Origin of the sequence: Bacteroides sp. An269 (genome assembly GCF_002159755.1) — a bacterium.
Classification (GTDB): Bacteria; Bacteroidota; Bacteroidia; order Bacteroidales; family Bacteroidaceae; genus Phocaeicola; species Phocaeicola intestinalis.
In genome coordinates, this window is record NZ_NFJG01000043.1 from 1 (window position 1) to 21,962 (window position 21,962).

The window sequence follows — 21,962 nt, forward strand, 5'->3', positions numbered from 1 at the left end:
CGCTCCTGTTCTTCGTCAGATAGCCCGCTATCTTCCTCATCACAGAAGCGAAAATGCCTCAAAAACTCATCCCAAATCATCGCACGATAAATTCAAAACAGCTTCTAAGGGTTTTCACAAGCAAGTGCATGTCTCCGTGTCTTTCTCCGACATTTCCATCAGCTGATGGTAATCCCCATTTTCCGCATCAGGAAGCAGGCGTTCATGTTCTGTGCCACGCCCTCGCGCAGGCGGTAGGAGAAGGTCAGCTCGTTATCCTTGATGTCTGCTTCGAAGCAATAGTTGCGGATATATTCGGGGAATTGGTCGGCAAGTGTGCCCAATAGCAGGTCGTGGGTGGCGATGATGCCGTCGGCTTTCAGGCGCATGAACTGGCGGATAAGGTCGAGCGAGCCTTTCTGCTTGTCGGCTGAGTTCGTCCCTTTCAGTATCTCATCGAGGATGATAAAAAGTTCCTGTCCTTCGTCCAGCAGGTCGATGATGCGTTTCAGGCGTTTCAGTTCGGCAAAGAAATAAGATTCGTTGTCTGAGAGCGAATCGGTGGTGCGCAGGCTGGTGATGAGTTGTGCAGGATAAAGCGTCAGGCTTTCGCAACACACGGGGCAGCCCATGCATGCCAGCAGGTAGTTGACACCTATGGTGTGCAGGTAGGTGCTCTTGCCTGCCATATTGGCTCCGGTAATAATCAGGAAATAAGGGCGTGAGGGGATGGTGGCATCATTTTTCACGCATTGGGCTTCGGGCATGAGCGGATGTCCCATGTTGCGGGCGAGGAAGCAGAACGGTTGGCCGGCAATCGTAGGATACGTATATGCCGGGTGGTTGTAAGCGAAAGTGCCGAGCGAGCAGAGTGCGTCCAGTTCGCCTACGGCTTCCAGCCAGCCCATGAGGTATTTCCCATAGCGTGCCTTCCAGCGTTCGATGCGCACGATTTGCCGGAGCTGGAAGAACATGCTTCCCTCTAAGATGACATACAGGAGCTGGTTGTTGCGCAGGTCGAGGCGGTCGAGTTCCTTGGAGAGTTGCATCAGGGCTTCGGCAGGAGAATGTCCGTCGATGTCCAGCTTATCGGTCAGTTCACGCAGGGCAGGGGCTTGCCACGTTTCCCCTTTGGCAAGGGTTATCAGTTTGGCATAACGGTTCAGGGTTTTCAGTTTCTTTCCATAAGTTTCTTGTATCAGGGTCCCTCGCTGGATAAGTCCGAAGCTGAGGATGACGAAGACGGTAAACATCATTCCGAACCAGCTGAGTGAAAGGATATGCAGCAATCCGAGCGCAAGCAGCAGGATATTGATGCCGGGTACAGCCCAAAGGCAGAGTTTTACCCACCACAGGTGTTGCAGGACAGATGGAGTCTGGCTCCAGCGGCTTATCTCTTCTTCATCGGAATCCGCGCCGCGGTTGATGGAACCGGTCACACGGAATGCTTCGCGGAACTCCATCCGCCGGCTCATGTCGCGGATGCTTTCCTGACGGGTTTCGATAGCGGTTTTCTCTGTCAGGTGATGTTGCATCCATGTGGCAAGAGTTTGTTTCCCGATATGCGTGCAGGTACGTCCGAGGGCTTGGAAGAGCGATTTGCGTCCGAAGAGGTCGAGGTCGTACGAGTAAGGATGTCCGGCATCGATGAACTCGCGCCCTTCGTCGAAAACCGAATAGTCGCCTTCCAGTCCTTTCAGTTCATCTTGATTCAGCTTGAGTTGGGTTTCTAACTGTTCCTTGCGGAAATAAAGCCGGTTGTGTACCTTGACCAAGATAAAAAAAGGCAGGAAGGTGCAGCACACGGTGAGCACTACCGCCCACGTGCCGGAACGATAAAACAAAATCAGTCCTGCAAAGCCTGCCACAAAGAGCAGGACGCGCAGCAGGCTGATGCGGTTAATCTGTGTCTTGGTTTGGGAAAGTTGTCGTAAAGTTTCGTCTATGCGTTGAGTGTACCAGGTGTTTGGAGCCATGGGGTGAATGAAGAATCTTTTGAATGAAGAATGAAGAATTAAGAATGAAGAATCTTTGTCACGCCGGATTTGTAATCCGGCGTAATCCTATTTGCGGATTTGTAATCCGCATCATTAGCAAACGGTTTCGGATTGCAAATCCGGCGTGACAAGCTATCAACAAATTCTTCATTCTTCATTTAAATACTTTGCAATGCTTGTTCAAGGTCGGCGATGATATCGTCTACGTTCTCGATGCCTACCGAAAGGCGGATCAGGTCGGGAGCTACGCCGGCTTCTATCAATTGCTCATCACTCAATTGGCGGTGGGTATGGCTTGCCGGATGCAAGACACAGGTACGGGCATCTGCCACGTGGGTCACGATACATGCCAGCTTCAGGCTATCCATGAACTTCACGGCATCTTCGCGTGTGCCTTTCAGACCGAAAGCAATGACACCGCATGAACCGTTGGGCAGGTATTTTTGTGCCAGTTCGTAATACTTGTTGCTCTTCAAGCCGCAATAGTTTACCCATTTTACTTTCGGGTTGGCTTCCAACCATTCGGCTACCTTCTGGGCATTGGCGCAATGGCGGGGTACACGCAAGTGCAAGGTTTCCAGTCCTAAGTTGAGCAGGAAAGCGTTCATTGGTGAAGGGATGGAGCCTAGGTCGCGCATCAGTTGTGCCGTAAGTTTGGTGATGTATGCCATCTTGCCGAATGCCTTGGCATAGGTTAGTCCGTGATAAGACTCATCGGGAGTAGTCAGTCCGGGGAACTTGTCGGCATGTGCCATCCAGTCGAAGTTTCCGCTATCTACTACGACACCGCCTACGCAAGTGGCGTGTCCGTCCATATACTTGGTGGTAGAATGAGTCACGATATCGGCTCCCCATTCGAAGGGGCGGCAATTGATGGGGGTAGCAAAGGTGTTGTCTACGATAAGTGGCACGCCATGCTTATGGGCGATGCGGGCAAATTTCTCAATATCGAGCACATTGATGCTGGGGTTCGAGATGGTTTCACCGAACATACAGCGGGTATTGGGTTGGAAAGCCTTGTCGATTTCTTCTTCGGGCGCATCGGCATCGATGAAGGTACATTCGATACCCAGTTTCTTTAGGGTGACACCGAAGAGGTTGAACGTACCGCCATAGATGGTAGACGAGCAGACGATATGGTCGCCCGCTTCACAGATGTTGAACACGGCATAGAAGTTTGCCGCCTGCCCCGATGAAGTAAGGATGGCACCTACACCGCCTTCCAGTGCAGCAATCTTGGAAGCTACGGCATCGTTGGTGGGGTTTTGCAGGCGGGTATAGAAATATCCGGTATCTTTCAGGTCGAACAAGCGTGCCATCTGGTCGCTATCGTCATATTTGAAGGTTGTGCTCTGATAGATGGGCACTACACGGGGCTCGCCGTTCTTGGGAGTCCACCCTGCCTGTACGCAGAGGGTTTCTTTGCTTAATTTCTGTTCCATTATTTATGTCTATTAGTTGATTTCATTGCATTGTGCGCAAAAATAAGAAATAAATGCTGCACTTGTTGCGTTTTACGGAAAAAAAGATATATATTTGAGGTGAACAAAGTTTAAATGATATGGCAACAAAACTTACATACAGGCATGTGATGCCGGTGCAGATTCGTTTTAGTGATGTAGACCAGTACGGTCACATGAACAACTCTTCGTATTTTTCCATTTACGATCTGGCAAAGACATCGTATATGCGCGATGTGTTCGGTGATAAGGAGTGGAACACACTAGGTATCGTAGTGGCTAACATCAATGCCGATTTCCTGGCTCCGGTATTTTTCTCGGATGAGTTGTATATCGAAACTACAGTCATTCATTTGGGACATAAAAGTTTTACTTTGTTGCAGCGTGCCGTCAACAAGGCGAGTGGTGTACTGAAATGCCAGTGCCGTACGGTAATGGTAGGTTATGACGTGGCAACCAAAGAACCGGTAGAACTTCCTGATTCGTTCAAGCAGACCATTTGCGAATATGAAGGAAAGTCGTTGGAGGAACTTTCGAAACCATTGTAAATAGATTTAATAATGTGGGGAAACGCAGATTTTTCACAGATTAACGCAGATTGAAATTTTATTTCACTGACTATTGAATAAAAACATCTGCGAAAATCTGCGTTTCTAAAAAGAATAACAGACATGAAAGTAGCAATTATCGGAGCCGGCAATATGGGTGGAGCCATTGCCCGTGGGCTGGCACAAGGGCATTACGTGCGGGTACAGGACATCACGGTGACCAATCCAAGTATGCCCAAATTGGAAAAGCTGAAAGCTGAATTTCCGGCAATACAGGTCAGTACAGACAATCACGAAGCGGCAGATGCCGATGTGGTGATTGTAGCGGTCAAGCCTTGGAAGGTAGAAGAAGTATTGAAGCCTTTGCGTTTGCGCCAGCCTCAGGTATTGGTATCGGTAGCGGCAGGGATGACTTTCGAAGACCTTGCCCACTTTGTAGACCCCGAAATGCCAATGTTTCGTATTATTCCGAACACTGCTATCTCTTTGCGGGCAAGTATGACACTGATAGCCTGCCGGAATGCATCCGAACAACAGACACTGACAATGTTGGACTTGTTCAATGAAATGGGGCTTGCCATGTTGATAGAAGAAAAACAGCTTGCGGCGGCCACTTCGCTTACGTCATGCGGCATTGCTTACGTGCTGAAGTATGTGCAGGCAGCCATGCAGGCAGGTGTGGAAGCAGGCATCCGTCCGAAAGACGCCATGAAGATGGTGGCGCAGACCGTAGAAGGGGCGGCACGTCTTTTGTTGGAAAACGAAGACACGCATCCGGCACTGGAGATAGAGAAGGTTACCACACCGGGTGGTATCACCATTAAGGGCGTTAACTCGCTGGAGCACGATGGGTTTACTTCGGCGGTTATCAAAGCCATTAAAGCAAGTATCTGATTAAAAAAGGGTTAAAGGAGTTAAAAGTCAATAGTAATGCATCTGATTTCTTAACTCCTTAACTTCTTAACTCCTTAACTCCTTAAACAAATATGAGAAACAACATTTTGATAACCATGGCTCTGTTGATACTGGTGGGGCTTGCGGTACAAGGCATCTTCGGGATAGCTGCCGGCATACTGGTCTCGGCAATTATCGGTATTGTGTATGGTGTGGTGAAGAAAAAGAAACTGTTCATCAAGTGGTCGGTCATAGCGTTGGTTATCGATCTGGTCTGTATCATCGCCTTTTACCTCCGTTTGGTTCAAGTGATGTGATATCTGAATAATAACAACAGCATAATGGTTCGGGGAATTAGACATTGTTTCTTTCATAAAAGCTAATCATTTGCGACAAATTTGGCGTAATCACATATAGGGGTATGCTGTGCAAAGGAGATATTCAGTATTTTCACCATATCCATCTTTACCCACAAGGCAACAAGCATTTCCGCGAGTATGCCATACCCGAATATAAATCATTGCTTACCGATGTGGGTAAAGATACTTTCATTGATTTGACTTACGAATGGCTGTTTGATAGGATAGAAAAGGTATTCAAGTCATGCAAGCACCAGGAGTGGGTGAAGTATCTGAGGAAGAGGTATCTCGTTTAAATCAAGATTTGTTGATGCTATCGTTGGACACAGACTACGCAAGAATACACAGAGACAAATAAACAATGTGCTAATGTGAGAATAAATTAGCACATTGCCCTTATTATTCATTGGCACATTAAAATAGCGTCTGTGTGCCATGATATAGGCGAGTTACTTATAAAAATCTTCCGGAAGTACTATCTTTGGCAGAATTGTACAGATTCGAAAGTATTTTGCATAAAAGTGAAAGCCGGTGCACGGATTTGAAAGAACGTTGCAGGTTGTTGAAGTCGTTTTTGAGGGAGAACGGTTACTTTTGTCAAAAACGATAATCGCTATGAAACCATTTATTATCTATTCCCTCTTTGCCCCTGCTGCACTGATGGCACAGGAGCGACCCAATATCCTTTATATTATGACCGACCAGCAGACTGCTACGGCAATGAGCTGTGCCGGAAATGAAGAGGTGCATACCCCCAATATGGACCGGCTTGCCCAGAGGGGCGTGCGTTTCTCGAACGCTTATTGCAGCATGCCCTTGAGCGGTCCCTCGCGTTCGTCCATGTTTACGGGATACACGCCCGGTCAGGTGGGACTGACCGAGAACGGGACACCCATGCCCGACTCTATTCGCACACGGACATTGGGCACGTTATTGGAAGAAAGCGGATACGAATGCGCATATGCCGGGAAATGGCACGCGCATACCAATTCCTTGCCGGCGAAGGAGGCTTTCGGTTTCGAGAACCTGCACGGGCATAATGATTTCGGTCTTGCCGAGGCATGTGTTGCCTTCTTGCGCCGCAATCCCGAACAGCCTTTCTTCTTGGTCGCCTCTTTCGATAATCCGCATAACATTTGCGAGTATGCGCGTCATCAGAATCCGCCCTATGCTTCGTTCGAAGAGCCGGCGCTTGAAGATTGTCCCGGCTTGCCTGCCAATTTTGCGGTCAATCCGTATGATGCCGACGCCCTGGCTTTCGAGCGCAGGCAGAACCATCGGCTTTATCCGACCGTGACTTTCACGCCGGACGACTGGCGTCGGTACCGCAATGCGTATTACCGCCTGATTGAAGCGGTGGACAAGGAAATCGGGAAGATATTGGACGAAGTGGACAAGCAGGGCTTGTGGGAGAATACCGTGGTTATCTTTACCAGCGACCACGGAGACGGGTGTGGCGCACACCAATGGAACCAGAAAACCGCCCTGTATGAAGAGGTGGTGAACGTGCCTTTTATCGTTTGCCTTCCCAGCGGGAAGAATGCGGGAAAGGTATTGCCCCAGTTCATCAATAATGGAGAAGACCTGATGCCGAGCGTATGCGACTGGGCGGAAGTGGAAGTGCCTTCGGGACGTCAGGGAGTCAGCTTCCGTGAGGTGGCAGAGGAGGGAGATACGGCAAAGGCGCACCGCCCGTACGTGGTGACCGAAACCTTCTTCGGAGAGACTGCAGGCACATTGGGCTGGATGGTGCGTACACCTTATTATAAATACGTCTTGTATGATACCGGAAAGAACCGCGAGCAGCTTTACGATATGCGTACCGACCGGGGAGAAATGCGTAATCTGGCAGTAGAAGAAAAGTATTCAACCATTGTTCGTGAGCATCGTGCCTTGCTTGACGAATGGATGCGTTGCCATCCGTCTGCAGCCACTCATTTCAAAGAGAAATATATTCCAAAGGATTAAAAGAACAGACATTTTGCACAAATTTAAAAATGTATTAGACAATATCGAACATTCTTTGCTGGATTTTGAATGAAAACAAAACATTTGTGTAAGCCTATCAGCGAAGTATTGGTTATTTTTGCAACAACGAAAAAAACAAAAACACCGATGAAGAAGACCTTTTATTTAGCATTACTATGGAGCGCATTCTTCGTAGGGGCGTCTGCCCAGACGAACATCAGGCTGACCGAAACCACCTTGATGCATGAAATGCGTGCCACTCCTTATCCGAAAGATAAGGCGGTGGTGGACGACCGTTATGTCTCTTTCCAATGGCCGCTTCGTGCCGATGCCAATATCAATGCGGATATACTGGACGGCATGGACGCGAAATCTGTACGTAAGGTGGACAAAACGACATTACACTATCAGCTTCGTTATGCCCGTGACAAAGAGTTTAAGAAAGATGTCAAGCAGGTGGAAACCCGCTGGCCTTTCTATAATCCTGATAAAGACCTTGCGCCCGGGAAATGGTATTGGCAATACGGCTATGTAAATGAAGCCGAGCAGGTAGAATGGCAAAGTACGCAGGAACTTACGGTGGGGGATAACCCGAAGAAGTTCTGTCCGCCTTCTTATAAGGAAGCCATCGCCAAGGTGCCTGCAACCCATCCTCGTATATGGGTGCAGAAGGCAGGCTGGGATGCGTTTATCGCACAGGCAAAGCCGAAAGCAGAATACCAATGGTATCTGGAGCGTGCCGATAAGGTGATGCAGACCCCGATGAAAACGGTGAAGGATATCAATACCAGTCAGGTGAAGAACCTCACGAACCAGATGCAAATCAATTCGTACCTTACCCGTGAGAGCCGCCGCATCATTGATGCCGAGGAAGGGAATACCGAGGCGCTGATTCGTGCTTACCTGTTGACGAAAGACCGGAAGTATGCCGATGAGGCTCTTAAACGTGTCTTGGAGATGACCGACTGGGATAAGGATAAGAATGTGAAAGGAGACTTCAACGCTTCGGCATTGCTTTCGCTTTGCTCCATGGCGTATGACTCGTTTTACGAGTTGCTGACCGACGCGCAGAAGAAAACCTTGCTGGATGCCATCCGGGAGAAAGGCGGAGCCATGTATAAGCATTTCAATAACTATCTGGAAAACCATATCGCCGAAAACCACATCTGGCAGATGACCCTGCGCATCCTGACAATGGCTGCATTTGCCACGTATGGCGATTTGCCTGAAGCCGCTACATGGACGGATTATTGCTACAATGTATGGCGGGCACGTTTCCCCGGGCTGAACGAAGACGGCGGCTGGCACAACGGCGATTCATATTTTACGGTCAATACCCGTACGCTGATAGAAGTGCCTTATTATTATAGCAATCTGACGGGATATGATTTCTTCAGCGATCCTTGGTATACCAACAACATCATGTATACCATTTACCAGCAGCCTCCGTTCTCCAAATCGGGAGGAAACGGCAGCTCTCATCAGAATGTAGGACGCCCCAACAGCATCCGTATCAGTTACCTGGATGCACTGGCTAAGCTGACCAACAACTCGTTTGCCGCCGACTTTGTGCGCCGCACGTTGAAGGTTGAGCCTGAATACATGAAGAAAGCGTTGCTGAACAAGCCCGGCGATTTGGCTTGGTTCCGTCTGCAATGCGACAAGCCGTTGCCCGAAGGTCCGGGATTGACTGCCTTGCCTTTCGGAAGAGTGTTCCCCGAAACAGGTTTGGCTTCGTACCAGACCAATTGGGACCGTGTAGGAGGCAATGCGATGTGGAGCTTCCGGAGCAGCCCGTATGGAAGCACTTCCCATGCGCTGGCGAATCAGAATGCGTTCAATACGTTCTACGGAGGAAAGCCTATTTTCTATAGCAGTGGCCATCACATCGAGTTTACCGACGTACACAGCATGTTGTGCCACCGTGCGACCCGCGCTCACAACACCATTTTGGTAAACGGTATGGGGCAACGCATTGGTACCGAAGGATACGGTTGGATTCCCCGTTACTATTGTAGTGACAAAATAGGTTATGTGTTGGGCGATGCTTCTAACGCTTACGGAAAAGTGATTTCTCCGCTGTGGTTAGAGCGTGGCAAGGTTTCGGATGTGGAATACACGCCTGAAAACGGTTGGGACGATGTGCCCCTCACCAAGTTCCGCCGGCATATCGTCAATTTGGGAAAGACCGGATTTATCTTTATCTATGACGAGCTGGAAGCTTCAGAACCGGCTGATTATACCTTTATGTTGCATACTACGGCACAGCCGATGACGGTAGATACTTCCAATCCGCGCTTTGTGCATGTGCAAGGCTTGTCGGGACGGGGTGGCGCATCGGATGCTTACATCTTCTCTACCGGAACCTTGCAGACCGATACGACAAGCCAGTTCTTTGTTCCGCCGGTCAACTGGCTCCGTGCAGACGATAAGGGAAAGTTTAAGAAATACCCGAACCATTGGCACTTTACGGCGAAATCAGAAAAAGCAAAGGTATATCGCTTTGCCACGATTATCAATACGCATGCCTTGAAGTATCCGGCAAAAGACCCCGAAATCCTTTCCGACGGACGCATTAAGGCAGGAGGCTGGCTCATCAGCGTGAATGTCTCGGCAAGCGGAGCGCCTTCGTTCTTCATCCGCAGCACGAAAGACGATGTAAGCATTACGTATAAAGGAGAAGAAACCGTGGTGAACGAGAACGGGTATGTGACCACCATGCGTGACGTAGTGCCCGACTTGGAAATATAATTTTAGTTTTTGAGTTTTTTAGTTTGTAGAACTCAAAGACTCACAAACTTAAAAACTCAAGAACCCACAAACTTAAGAACTTAAAAAACTTATTTACAGCCATGAGATTAAAAATACGATTTTTACATACCTGCTTTACTCTTGCCGTAGCGGCGTTGCCCTTAGGGGCAATGGCGCAAGCGGTAGAGAAGCCCCGCATACAGACTTCGGCTTTACCCGAAGAAACTGCGGTATACAATCCTTCGGCGAAAAAGAATGTAGTACAGGCGAAAAAGAATGTGGCACAAACAAAAGAGAAGCCAGCCAAAGAGCAAGGCAAAGCCCGTGCTTCGGAAAAGCGCAAGAAAGACAAGAAAACCGTATCTGTTTCAGACAGACGTTATATGGCGCTGAAGACCAACATTGCTTACGATGCCATCGGTGTATTGAATTTGGACTACGAAGTGCAGGTGCATTCCCGCATGACGGTAGATATCCCGGTGATGTGGAGCTTGTGGGATGCGAAACCCGACAAGGCGTTGCGCATAGCCGCTATCCAGCCCGAACTGCGTTGGTGGATGGGGCAGGAAACCGGCAAAGGCCATTTCTTCGGCTTGCATGCCCATGTGGGATGGTATAACCTGAAATGGGATGACCGCCGTTATCAGGATACCGGACGCCCCTTGGTAGGAGCCGGATTAAGCTACGGGTATAAGCTTCCGTTGTCTGAACACTGGGGAGCGGAATTTACCGTAGGCTTCGGATACGCCAATATGAAGTATAATACCTATTATAATATAGACAACGGAGCGCAGATAGACACCCGCATCCGCCATTATTGGGGACCGACAAAGGTAGGTGCATCATTAGTATACCGTTTTTAAACGAACTTAAAACGAACATTCCATGAAAAGAAACAGACATATACGAAAGTTATGGTCAGGCTTGTTGGCATTGCCCTTCCTGATGGCTGCCTGCACCTTGCACGAGGAACCCGAACTGACCGCCGATGGCGAGCTGGGTGTAGACCCGACAGAAGTGAATGTGGAAGTAAACCTGACGCTCGACTTGAATTTGCCCGAGCAGGGAAATGAAGAGAATAGCAGTGCACGGGTTTCTGCCAATACTGATTACCTGCACCGTTTCATTGTAGAGGCATACTTCAACCGCCAGCCTGTGGCAAGACAGGTGTTTGTAGAGAACATTACCGACCGCACGCATCTTTCTTTGCCGGTCAGCATGAAACTGCATGCCCGTTCGTACCAGTTGGTGGTATGGAAAGACTATGTAAGTGCCGAGACTCCCGAAGAAGATTTGCACTACAACACCCAAAGTCTGGTACCTGTAATCCCGAACCGTGCTTCTCATACGGGCAATACTGAATATAAAGATGTGTTTGTGGGCACTACATCCCTCGACCTTACCGCTTACGCTGACCAGTGGGGAGCGGTGGTCGAGCAGGATGTAACGCTCCAACGTCCCGTGGCACGTTACGAACTGATTGCAACCGATGTGGCAGACTTCCTGCAACGTGTAGCCGATGGTGAAGTCAATGGCGAAACCTTTACCGCGCGTATCAAGTATAGCGGTTATTTGCCGGTAGGCTATAACGCCCTCGATAATGTGCCTAAGCACTCGCTGATGTACATGCAATATAACACTTCGTTCGAATTGCCCGAGGAAGGTACTGACGAACTTCGTGTAGGGTTCGATTATGTATTTGTATCCAACGAGGAAGAAATCGATACTGTTCCGATGGAAATAGAAATCGTTGATGCAGATAATGTTACCATTGCCAATTCGGTAGTGAATGTACCTTGCGAACGGGGCAAGAATACCGTACTGACAGGAGCTTTTCTCACCACTTATGAGCAAGGGGGAGGTGAAGATCCCGATCCGGATGAACCAGGTGGAGGCATCGGAATCGATTCAGAATATGATGGGGAAATAGACATCATTGTACCCATGGATTGATAAACAGAAATACGCAAAGATAAAGTAAGAACTAATTAACCTAAAAAACATAGTAATAATCATTTAAAACCTTAACCACATGAAAAAGAGTTTTTTGTATTCGATGATGGCGATGTTTGCGATGTCTTTCGCATCATGTAGCCAAGAAGAGATTGTATCGACCGAAGCTAATGGTTTGGTAAGCGGTCCGGTTACCGTATCGGTAAACATTCCACAAAATAATCCCATTTCGCGTGCCATGCCGGAAGTAGACGGATTTACCCGCCGTTGTATCATGCAGTTGGTAGATGGCGAAGGTGCGGCTATCGCAGACCAGAAGTATGTTCAGGAAGTTACAGGTGACAATGTAACGTTCTCTTTTACTGCTCCGGAAGAAGCATACCAATGCGTATTTTGGGCAGACTATGTACAAGTAGGTGCTGAAGAAACGATAGAAACGGCTCCCGATTGGGTTTACAATACTACAGCATTGCCTGCTATTACTTATCAATCGAATCGCGACCGTCATTTTACAGATGCAGCCGATGCTTTCTGTGGTGTGTTGGATCCTTCATCAAGTACAAGTACGACACTGACTCGTCCGTTGACCCGTATTGACTTAGGCGCTGAAGATCCTGCTGAATTCGAGGGATATACTACGATTGCTGTAGGTAGATTCAATATTCCTGGAGGTTATGACATTTTCACTGGAACAACGAATACAACGACTGTACAAGAAATTCGTTTGGATGCACGTGCAATGGATGATGCGGAAGCCGGCGAATGGGCATCCCTCTTTGTTTTTGCTCCGGTAGATCAGACAGAGTTTGCAACATCTATGACTCTAACAGTAAGCGGTGATGGTGTAGATGATTATACAGCAACAATTGAGTCTTTGACGTTGGATGCAAACATGATTGTGGATATGGGCTTTACTCCGGGGGAACAACCGGGCAGTGAAATGGACGTAACGGTAAGTTTCGGTGATGAATTTGAAAACCAACCTGCTGAACCCGTTGACCCGAATGCTCCGCTTGCAGTAGGCGACTATATTAACGCCAATGGTGAAAAAGTAGCAACTGCTGAAGAAGCTATCGCTGTGGTATTCGCATTAGGAGGTCAAAATGATAACTCTACTTATGCAGAAGGTAAGACTGTAGAGGCATACGCCATGTCATTAAATAAGGCTACGAATCGTAACATAGTAGGTACTTATACAGATTTGGGTCTGGCAGTAACAGATGATGCTGCTAATGCATATGCTGGATTGGCTTTCAGTACTGCTATTGAAACGGCTCTAGGAACGGCAAGTGATGCTACAGCTTATCAGATGTTCAACTCATTCTTTAATAACAGTCTGGTAGAAGCTACAGCATCAGAAAACTTGAGCGAATGGTATATTCCTTCCCTTGCACAGCTGCAGGCAGCTTTGGCTACAACAAATGCAGACTTGATTGCTGCGCTGAAAGCTGCTTATACGGGTAATTACTATTGCGCATCTTCTACGGTAACCGCAGAAGGACTTCAGGGTATTATTTATAATATTACAGATGGAACATCCGATAGTCCTGAAACCATTGGAACAGGTGCTTCCGCTGTGGTATTCCCTGTAGTCACCATCTTCGAATAATCAAGGAATTGTTCATGGTATCATCGGACTCATACTGTAAACAGAGTTGGAATAGTGTTATGGTTCGTTAGTTAGTGCGTTAGAGGTTGTGTCTCGATACTTACCGGCAGAGTTATGCCGAGGGGTAAATGAACGGTTAATAATGAATGGAAACGAATCGGCGTGACCGATACGGGACGTTTCGGGAACACATTCTCTTTGCATGAACTTTCGGGCTTGGCTCGTAAGCAGGATTCATGGTCCGAAGAACCTGTATCCGATAACTGATGCACCTATGTTCGTATGCCGATGAACATAGGTGCATCTTGCTATATGCGGGAGATACCAAAACGCAGAGCAAAGGAACAATCCAGCCCGGAAAACCGGCTGCTACAATCCGGTAAATGAACTGCCCGTTTTGTAAGATTATTAATCTTACGGCTTGAAGATTATTAATCTTACAGCGTGAAGATTATTAATCTTACCGGAAACGCAGTTATACGTATATTATTGTGTTGTCCACTTTACAAATATTTATGTATACCATGCACGTATAGATTTGTGCATTCTGTGTAGCCGGTATTCAATGATGGCATCAACAAAAATGTACACTCTCATATCATTACGAACAGTAATTTCAACATTCTATAAACATCATGCAATGAAAAAAAACTTCTTGCCTTTCCGGTGCTATGTGCCGATGCTTGTCTTGGCGGTATGCTGGCTGGGATGCCCTGCCTGTTCCGATGAGGCGGTAGAGCCGGAGCCTTCCGTTCCGCAGCCCGAAACGACCTATCCCGATGCGTACCAGGACAAAGAGCGCACCCAGCCTTATCCCAAGACATCGAACGAACTGATTGTCAATCCCGCTCCTTTCCTTGTCCCTCAAGCCATGAAGACGGGCGAGCGGCTCCAGTATGCCCTTTCGCGCACAGAAGATTTTGCGGATGCCGAAATCAGCGAGCCGCAAGACGGATGTATGTATAACCTCCACCGGGCACTGGATGCCGGCACGTGGTACTGGCGTTTCCGGAGTACCGATGCCGAGGGTGCCAGTCCCGGCGCATGGAGTGAGACGTATGCGTTCGAGGTAAAGGCAGAGACGCCGGTATTTGTTACTCCGCCTTTCGAAGACTTCCTGGAGAATGCTCCCCGTGTGCATCCCCGTCTGTATTGTTTCCTCAATCCGTATATCGGTGAGGCAAGGCAGAACGTGACATCTCATCCCGAATACCGCCAATTGACGGCGCGCGCCTCGATAGCACTGGAGGCGGACTACGGCACCATGGACCTTTATGCCGATGCCGAGACCTTGCGCCAGCATGCCACGTGGCTGTATCACGCTTACTATCTGCTTCAGGACGAGCGGTATGCCGATAAGCTGGTAGAGCTACTGGATGCGATGCTTGCCCTGCCTCCTACGGATACACAACTCTTTACCGATAACTTTACGACCTCTGCCTTGACTTTGGCTCATGCCGCGGTTTACGATTTGCTCTATGGACGCCTGACCGCCACGCAGCGTTCGGGTGCGGAGGAGCTGATGATGCGTGCCCTGCGTCATTCGTATCAGGAGCAATGCGGTGTGGAAGAAAACCATATCTTCGACAATCATTTCTGGCAACAGAACATGCGTATCCTGACACAGGCGGCTTTCCTGCTGTATGACAAGGCGGAATATGCCGATGAGGCGCTTCCGATATTCAAGTATTATTACGAGCTTTGGACAGCACGTGCTCCGGCTTCGGGCTTCAACCGCGATGGCATCTGGCATAACGGGACGGGCTATTTCCCTGCTAATGTGAAGACACTTGCCTACATGCCTGCCTTGTTCTCTTACGTGGCGCGGTTCGACTTCCTGCAACATCCGTGGTACCGCAATGCAGGACGGGCTCTTGCCTACACCAATCCGCCCGATTCGAAGAGTACCGGTTTTGGAGACAACAGTGAGAATGGCGACCAGCCCAACCGGCTTACGGCTGCATTTGCCGATTATCTGGCACGCGAGACGGGCGATGCGTATGCCGGGTGGTATGCCGGTGAATGCCAGTCGCTGGTTCGGCAGGATTACGAATTGCGTTTGTACCGCATGTGTTCCAATCGGACTTACGAGTCTGCCTTGCCCGAAGATGCTGCCAAAATGGTGTGGTACAGCGATGCCGGAGAAGTGTCGATGCATAGCCATTTGGGGAATGCCGGGAATGACCTTGCCTTGTCGTTCCGTTCCAGTACCTTCGGGTCGGGAAGCCATACCACGGCAAGCCAGAATGCGTTTAATTTGTTATTTAAAGGACACGATGTGTACCGCAGTACAGGCTATTACCAGGCGTTTGCCGATGCACACAACCTGATGTCGTACCGGCATACCCGTGCCCACAATACGATTCTGGTGAACGGCATCGGCCAGCCTTATTCTACGGAGGGATACGGAAGCATTGTCCGTGCCTTGGGAGGGAATCACATCAGTTATGCGCTCGGTGATGCCTCTCATGCCTATTGCGGCATTAGCGACGATCCGATGTGGGTGAACTATTTTGCCCAGGCAGGTATCACGCAGACACCCGATAACGGATTCGGTGAAACTCCTCTTACCCGATACCGCCGGCACGTCCTGATGTTGCATCCGCGTACGGTGCTTATTTATGATGAACTGGAGGCATCCGAGCCGGTTCGTTGGGACTGGTTGTTGCATAGTCCGGTCCGGTTCGACATCAACGAAGCAGAACAGGTGTTGAGCACTGCTGATGAAGCGGACGGTTTTTATGCCGTAACCCAATTGTTTGGCTCAAGCGAGATGGATATCACCCAGACCGACCAGTTTGCGGTGCCTCCTGCAACCGGCGGAGCGGAATACCCCAACCAGTGGCATCTGACGGCGAGTACGGACAATCAGCCTGCAACACGCTATCTTACCCTTATCCAAGTATGCGAAGCAGGCGAAAGTCCTTATATCATCCGCAGGGACGGAGATACGTTTACGTGTGGAGACTGGACGGTGGAAGCCTGCCTGAATGCTTCGGACAGTCCCCGGCTTGTAGTGCGTCATCATACAGAACCGGTAGTGTTCAGTTATGGCGAAGAGTCTCCTGTAATCGATGGTGTGCCCTATCTACGACAAGACGCAAATTCGTCATTGCTTTATGATGAAACCGATGGCGAATATCAGGTTATGGAAATGACTGACCGTGCTCCGATAGCCACCCGGAAGGGTTTTTAAACAAATTCGAAAGCGCTTTGCACAGAATTGAAATATTATTGTTGGTATTTGCAATTGTTTTTAACGGGAGAAAACGTAGAGTTCGTTTTCTCCCGTTATCTTTGCCGACAGATGAAAAATAATAAAACTTAGTCATAAATTTAAAACAAATCGTATTATGAAAAAACCGAAAACTATGAAGGGCGTCTTGTTTGCCTTCTTCTTTTTCTTTGTCGGCATAGCGGTGGGATGGGCGCAAGGCTTTACCGTGACTGGTAAGGTAATCGACAATGAAGGCCTGGAAGTGATTGGAGGAAGCGTTACAATCAAGAATGCGAAAGGTGGCACCATTACCGACATGAGTGGTAACTATTCCATCCAAGTTAATGATGCATCAAAAGATGTATTGGTATTTTCTTACATCGGTATGAAAACGGTGGAAGTTCCAGTAAAAGGACAGAAACAAATCAATGTCACTTTGCAGCCCGACAATCAGTTGTTGGAAGAAGTAGTCGTAGTAGGTTATGCCACGATGAAACGCAAGGACCTGACCGGGTCGGTTGCTTCGGTGAAGAGTGAAGAACTCACCAAGACACCCGTATCGGACATGGCACAGGCAATAGCCGGACGTATGGCGGGTGTGCAGGTAATACAGACCGATGGCCAGCCGGGTGCCGAGGCATCTATCCGTGTGCGTGGCGGTATCTCCATCACGCAGAGCAACGAGCCTCTTTACGTTATCGACGGATTTCCTACCGAAGACGGTATGTCGAGCCTTGACCCTGCCGACATTGAAAGCATCGATGTGTTGAAAGACGCTTCTGCCACCGCTATCTATGGTGCACGGGGTGCGAACGGTGTTGTATTGATTACGACTAAGAGTGGAAAGGACGATGGAGGGAAGGCTACCGTAACATTTGACGCATACGTGGGCGTGCGCAAACTTGCCAAGCAACTGGAACTGCTCAGTACCGAAGAGTTCGTACTTGCCGATTACGAACGTACGATAGGGTGGGCTACCGACCCTGCTGTGCAGATGCCTGCCTGGCAGAACCTTTATGGAAGTTTTCTGGAAATACACGAAAATTATGCCAACCGTGGACTGGACTGGCAAGACCTGACCATGGGCAGCACTACCGTTACGCAGAACTACCGTGTGGGTGTGAACGGTGGAAGCGACCGCATCAAGTACGGCATGGCATACAGCTACAATAAAGACGAAGGCGCGATGGTGTATAGTGGAAGCGAACGGCACAACTTGTCCTTGAATGTAGACGGAAAGGTAAATGATAAGTTGCGCGTAAATGCCCGCTTCCAGTTCGACCAGCGTAACATCTGGGGTGCAGGTGTTGCCGGAAACGGTACGACCGAGAACGGAAGCTCGACCGATGCGCGTTTCAACAAGATGGCTCAAATCCTGCAATACCGTCCGACTATCGGTATTCAGGGAAGCGATGAGGAATTGCTGGCAGGGCGAGACCCGTTGCTGGTAGACGAGCAAGGCAATGTGGTGCAGAATCCGCTGGTCAATGCTGCCGAAGAAAAAGACGACCGCGAGATACGTACCTTGCAGGCAAACGGAGGCTTTACCTATACCTTCTTCAAAGGATTCACGTTCCGTAATACCACCGGTATGCGTTACCGTACGCAACGCCGGGAACTCTTCTATGGCGATGAGTCGATTATGGGATTGCGTAACGGCATTTACGGAAGCATCCGCAATACGGAGGACGGAAGTTTCTCTACCTCGAACGTGTTTACTTTCGACAAGCGGTTCCAGAAGAAACACCACCTCATGGTGCAGGCAGGTCAGGAATACGTGCATCGCTGGGAACGTTATGTATTGACCGAAGTAGGTAACTTGCCCACCGATGAGTTCCAGTTGAATGACATCGGACTGGGTACACCGACCAACTCGGACAGTTTCCTGAACGATGACGATAACCTTGTCTCTTTCTTTGCCCGTGTCAATTATGACTTCAAGGACAAGTATCTGTTCAGTGCGACGATGCGTGCCGACGGGTCTTCCAAGTTCAGCAAGGATAACAAGTGGGGCTATTTCCCTGCCGTGTCGGCTGCATGGCGTTTGGGAGAGGAAGAGTTCATCAAGAAACTGAACATCTTTTCCGACCTGAAGTTCCGCATCGGTTACGGTCTTGCCGGAAACAACCGTATCGGAAGCTACAATAGTCTGGCGTTGCTTTCTTCGCTCAATACGGCGATGGGAGGACAGCTGGTGCCGGGTTATGCTTCTAACCAGATTCCGAATGAAGACTTGAAATGGGAAGCCAACAAGACTTTCAACTTAGGACTCGACTTTGGCTTTTTGGACCAGCGTATCACGATTTCGCCCGAGTTCTACATCAACCGGAGCAGCGACCTGTTGCTAAGTGCTCAATTGCCTTATTCCTCGGGTTATACCACGATGATGGTGAATGCCGGCGAAACGAAGAACGTAGGTGTGGACCTGACCATCAATACGGTCAACATCGCGAAGAAAGATTTCAACTGGACCACTACGCTGACCTTCTCGCACTATAAGAACAAGGTGCTGGAACTGACCGGCGAACAGGTGCAGCTGTATGAAGCCCAGTTCGGGTACAACCAAAGCACGCACCGCATTGCCGTGGGCGAGCCGTTGGGACAATTCTACGGCTACGTGACCGAAGGCCTGTATCAGGTAAATGATTTCATTTATGATGCCGCTACACAGACGTATACGCTGAAGGACGGCGTGGCTTCTTCCGCCAATCAGATAGGTGTGCAGCCCGGACACTGGAAGTTTAAGGATTTGGATAAGAACGGAATCATTGACGAGAACGACAAGACCGTTATCGGCAATGCCACTCCGACTTTCTACGGAGGTTTGAACAATAACTTTACCTACAAAGGTTTCGACCTGAGTATCTTCCTTACGTATAGCTATGGCAACGATGTGCTGAATGCTACTAAGTTGATAAACAGTAAGGTGGGGCGGCAAAACAACAATGCATTGGACGTCATGAACAGTTCCAACCGTTGGATGACCGTCAATGCACAAGGCGAGGTGGTGACTGACCCCGATGAGCTTACGGCGATGAATGCAGGGAAGACGGTGGCTTCGTTCCGCGACAACGAAGAGGGGGACAAGTACATTCACTCATGGGGCGTAGAGGATGCTTCGTTCCTGAAGCTGACCAACATTACATTAGGATATAGTTTCCCCAAGAAGCTGATTACGAAACTCGGATTGAGCAAGCTGCGTCTGTATGCTACGGGATATAACTTGGCGACATGGACACCGTATAGCGGATTCGATCCCGAAGTGTCGAACATGCGCAGCCCGTTGACTCCGGGTGTGGATTTCGGCGCTTATCCGCGCAGCCGTTCGTTTATCTTCGGTGTGAATGTGGCATTCTGATTTAAGTAACAACAAATATGTGTCAGTTTAGAAACACAGATTAACGCGGATTTCCGCAGAGTATAATTTTAATAATCATTTCAATTTGTGTTAATCTGCGGAAATCTGCGTTTCTTCTTTGTACACTTTAATTTCAAATCTTGACGTAAAATGAAAAAGCATATATTCTATATGGCAATGGCGGCTCTTTCGCTGGCCGTCTTTCCCTCTTGCGAGGACACACTGACAGAGACTCCCGATTCCAGCTACGACAAGGATTCGTTCTTCGAGTCGGAAGCCAACGCCGATATGGCGGTGATGGGCATTTACAGTTCCATATCCGACTATCGCCACTATGGATGGTACGAGATGGCGGGGCAGGCATCCGATGATATGTATTACACCTCCCGTACCCATTCCGACAATACGATACACGATATGGTGCACTATCGGGTCACTTCCACTAATGAATGGGTAGAATGGCTTTGGCAATTGAAATACCAGGGCATCGACCGTGCCAATATGGCGATAGACGGTATTGTGAATATGCCCGGGTATGCCGAGAGCGAGAACCTGCAGGAGCTGGATGCCGAAGCCCGTTTCTTGCGTGCTTTCCTGGCTTTCGACCTGATAAAGTATTGGGGCGATGTGCCGTTCAAGACTACTTATACGTCCAATTATGAGGACGCTTTCGGCGCACGGGTAAGCCGCGAAGAGATTTACGACCAGATTATCGAAGACTTGAACTTTGCCAAGGAACACCTGCCATGGGCAGATGCAAGCTCCAGCCCCGAACGGGCAACACAGGGAGCGGCGCGAGCCATGCTGATGCGTGTCTACCTGCAACGTGCCGGCTATAGCCTGCAAATGGACGGGCAGATGACCCGGCCGGACGATACCAAGCGTGCCGAATACTTCAATGCCGTGATTAGCGAATGGGAAGCCATTCAGGCTAACGGGTATCATGATTTTTATAGCGGAGGTTATGAACAATTGTTCCGTAATTTTTCGCAAGATGTGTTGAACTCGCAGGAAAGTATCTTCGAAATAGCTTTCTTCCACCAGCAGGGAGCACGCAACGGTGGAGCGTGGGGCATTTACAATGGTCCTTCGGTAGCTGAAGTGCAGGGAGTGCCTACTTCGGAGATGGCGAACTACATGGGACGTGCCAACGGGTTCTTTATTGTGGTGCCCGAATGGCGTGACTTCTTCGAGGAAACCGATGTGCGCCGCGATGTAAGCATCTGTACCTATCGTTTCATTTGGAATACGGACAGCATGAAACACGTGAAGCAGGAACGTAATGCCGGTTCGTGGTATCCGGGCAAATGGCGCCGCGAATGGATGCCTACCGAAACATGGAACAAGAACATGAATTACGGTGATGTGAATTATTGCGTGTTGCGCTATGCCGATGTGGTGCTGATGGCGGCGGAAGCTTACAATGAAACAGGGAATACCACCGAGGCGTGGAACTTGCTGAACCGCGTGCGTGCCCGTGCAGGGGCTACGGAATATACCGATGCCAATTATGAAGAACTGATGGCAACCCGTAAGGCGACACACGACCTGACCTTCATCGATGATGGTTCGGCACAGGGACGTTTCCGTACGGCACTCTATTGGGAACGTGGCTTCGAGCTGGCTTTCGAAGGAGAGCGCAAGTTCGACCTCATCCGCTGGGGTGTGTTGGGAGATGCACTCCGCCTGTTCGGTTCGCAAAGCTCGGTCAACCGGGGTACGAATGCCGCTTATCCGGCATACCAGAACTTCGTGGACGGCAAGAACGAATTGCTCCCCATCCCGTTGGTAGAAATACAAAGCAACCCGAATTACGAAGGAAAGAATAATCCGGGATACTGATATAAATGAAGAATGAAGAATTAAGAA

14 protein-coding genes are annotated in these 21,962 nt (G+C 49.1%); 12 read left to right on the plus strand and 2 right to left on the minus strand.

Annotated elements, in window-relative coordinates:
* Positions 1-158 precede the first annotated feature (158 nt).
* Positions 159-1,955 carry a MutS family DNA mismatch repair protein gene (locus B5F71_RS09840; protein WP_087209758.1) on the minus strand — a complete coding sequence of 599 codons (1,797 nt, stop codon included), beginning with the start codon at positions 1,953-1,955 and terminating at the stop codon, positions 159-161.
* A gap of 179 nt (positions 1,956-2,134) precedes the next feature.
* The gene (locus B5F71_RS09845; RefSeq protein WP_087209762.1) at positions 2,135-3,418 is read right to left on the minus strand and encodes an O-acetylhomoserine aminocarboxypropyltransferase/cysteine synthase family protein; all 1,284 of its coding nucleotides are present in this window, start codon (positions 3,416-3,418) and stop codon (positions 2,135-2,137) included.
* A 119-nt stretch (positions 3,419-3,537) separates the two neighbouring features.
* Between B5F71_RS09845 and B5F71_RS09850 the strand changes: the two genes are divergently transcribed.
* The 12 genes from B5F71_RS09850 (at position 3,538) to B5F71_RS09905 (ending at position 21,935) form a co-directional block, all read left to right on the plus strand.
* Positions 3,538-3,984 carry a thioesterase family protein gene (locus tag B5F71_RS09850; protein WP_022039278.1) on the plus strand — a complete coding sequence of 149 codons (447 nt, stop codon included), beginning with the start codon at positions 3,538-3,540 and terminating at the stop codon, positions 3,982-3,984.
* A gap of 114 nt (positions 3,985-4,098) precedes the next feature.
* Positions 4,099-4,878, plus strand: a complete 780-nt coding sequence (proC, locus tag B5F71_RS09855; protein WP_262483247.1) for a pyrroline-5-carboxylate reductase — start codon at positions 4,099-4,101, stop codon at positions 4,876-4,878.
* A 92-nt stretch (positions 4,879-4,970) separates the two neighbouring features.
* Entirely contained in the window at positions 4,971-5,195 is a 225-nt protein-coding gene (locus B5F71_RS09860; RefSeq protein WP_022039276.1) for a hypothetical protein, read from the plus strand.
* A 104-nt stretch (positions 5,196-5,299) separates the two neighbouring features.
* Entirely contained in the window at positions 5,300-5,533 is a 234-nt protein-coding gene (locus B5F71_RS09865) for a hypothetical protein (RefSeq protein WP_087209769.1), read from the plus strand.
* A gap of 319 nt (positions 5,534-5,852) precedes the next feature.
* Positions 5,853-7,205 (plus strand): sulfatase-like hydrolase/transferase, encoded by a 1,353-nt coding sequence (locus B5F71_RS09870; protein WP_087209772.1) that lies wholly within the window; start codon positions 5,853-5,855, stop codon positions 7,203-7,205.
* Positions 7,206-7,352: 147 nt separating this feature from the next.
* A complete protein-coding gene (locus B5F71_RS09875; RefSeq protein WP_087209777.1) occupies positions 7,353-9,956 on the plus strand; it encodes a DUF4962 domain-containing protein in 2,604 nt (867 codons plus the stop codon).
* 170 nt (positions 9,957-10,126) lie between these two features.
* Positions 10,127-10,819: a DUF3575 domain-containing protein gene (locus B5F71_RS09880; protein WP_241148587.1), complete on the plus strand. Its 693-nt coding sequence runs from the start codon at positions 10,127-10,129 to the stop codon at positions 10,817-10,819.
* 22 nt (positions 10,820-10,841) lie between these two features.
* Entirely contained in the window at positions 10,842-11,909 is a 1,068-nt protein-coding gene (locus B5F71_RS09885; RefSeq protein ID WP_087209783.1) for a DUF6562 domain-containing protein, read from the plus strand.
* 79 nt (positions 11,910-11,988) lie between these two features.
* Complete coding sequence (locus B5F71_RS09890) at positions 11,989-13,518, plus strand: DUF6562 domain-containing protein (RefSeq protein ID WP_087209786.1); 1,530 nt, start codon at positions 11,989-11,991, stop codon at positions 13,516-13,518.
* A gap of 640 nt (positions 13,519-14,158) precedes the next feature.
* Complete coding sequence (locus tag B5F71_RS09895) at positions 14,159-16,714, plus strand: DUF4962 domain-containing protein (protein WP_241148585.1); 2,556 nt, start codon at positions 14,159-14,161, stop codon at positions 16,712-16,714.
* A gap of 175 nt (positions 16,715-16,889) precedes the next feature.
* On the plus strand, positions 16,890-20,093 hold the full coding sequence (locus tag B5F71_RS09900; RefSeq protein ID WP_087209790.1) for a TonB-dependent receptor: 3,204 nt from the start codon (positions 16,890-16,892) through the stop codon (positions 20,091-20,093).
* 150 nt (positions 20,094-20,243) lie between these two features.
* Positions 20,244-21,935 (plus strand): RagB/SusD family nutrient uptake outer membrane protein, encoded by a 1,692-nt coding sequence (locus tag B5F71_RS09905; protein ID WP_087209793.1) that lies wholly within the window; start codon positions 20,244-20,246, stop codon positions 21,933-21,935.
* The last annotated feature ends 27 nt before the right edge of the window (positions 21,936-21,962 follow it).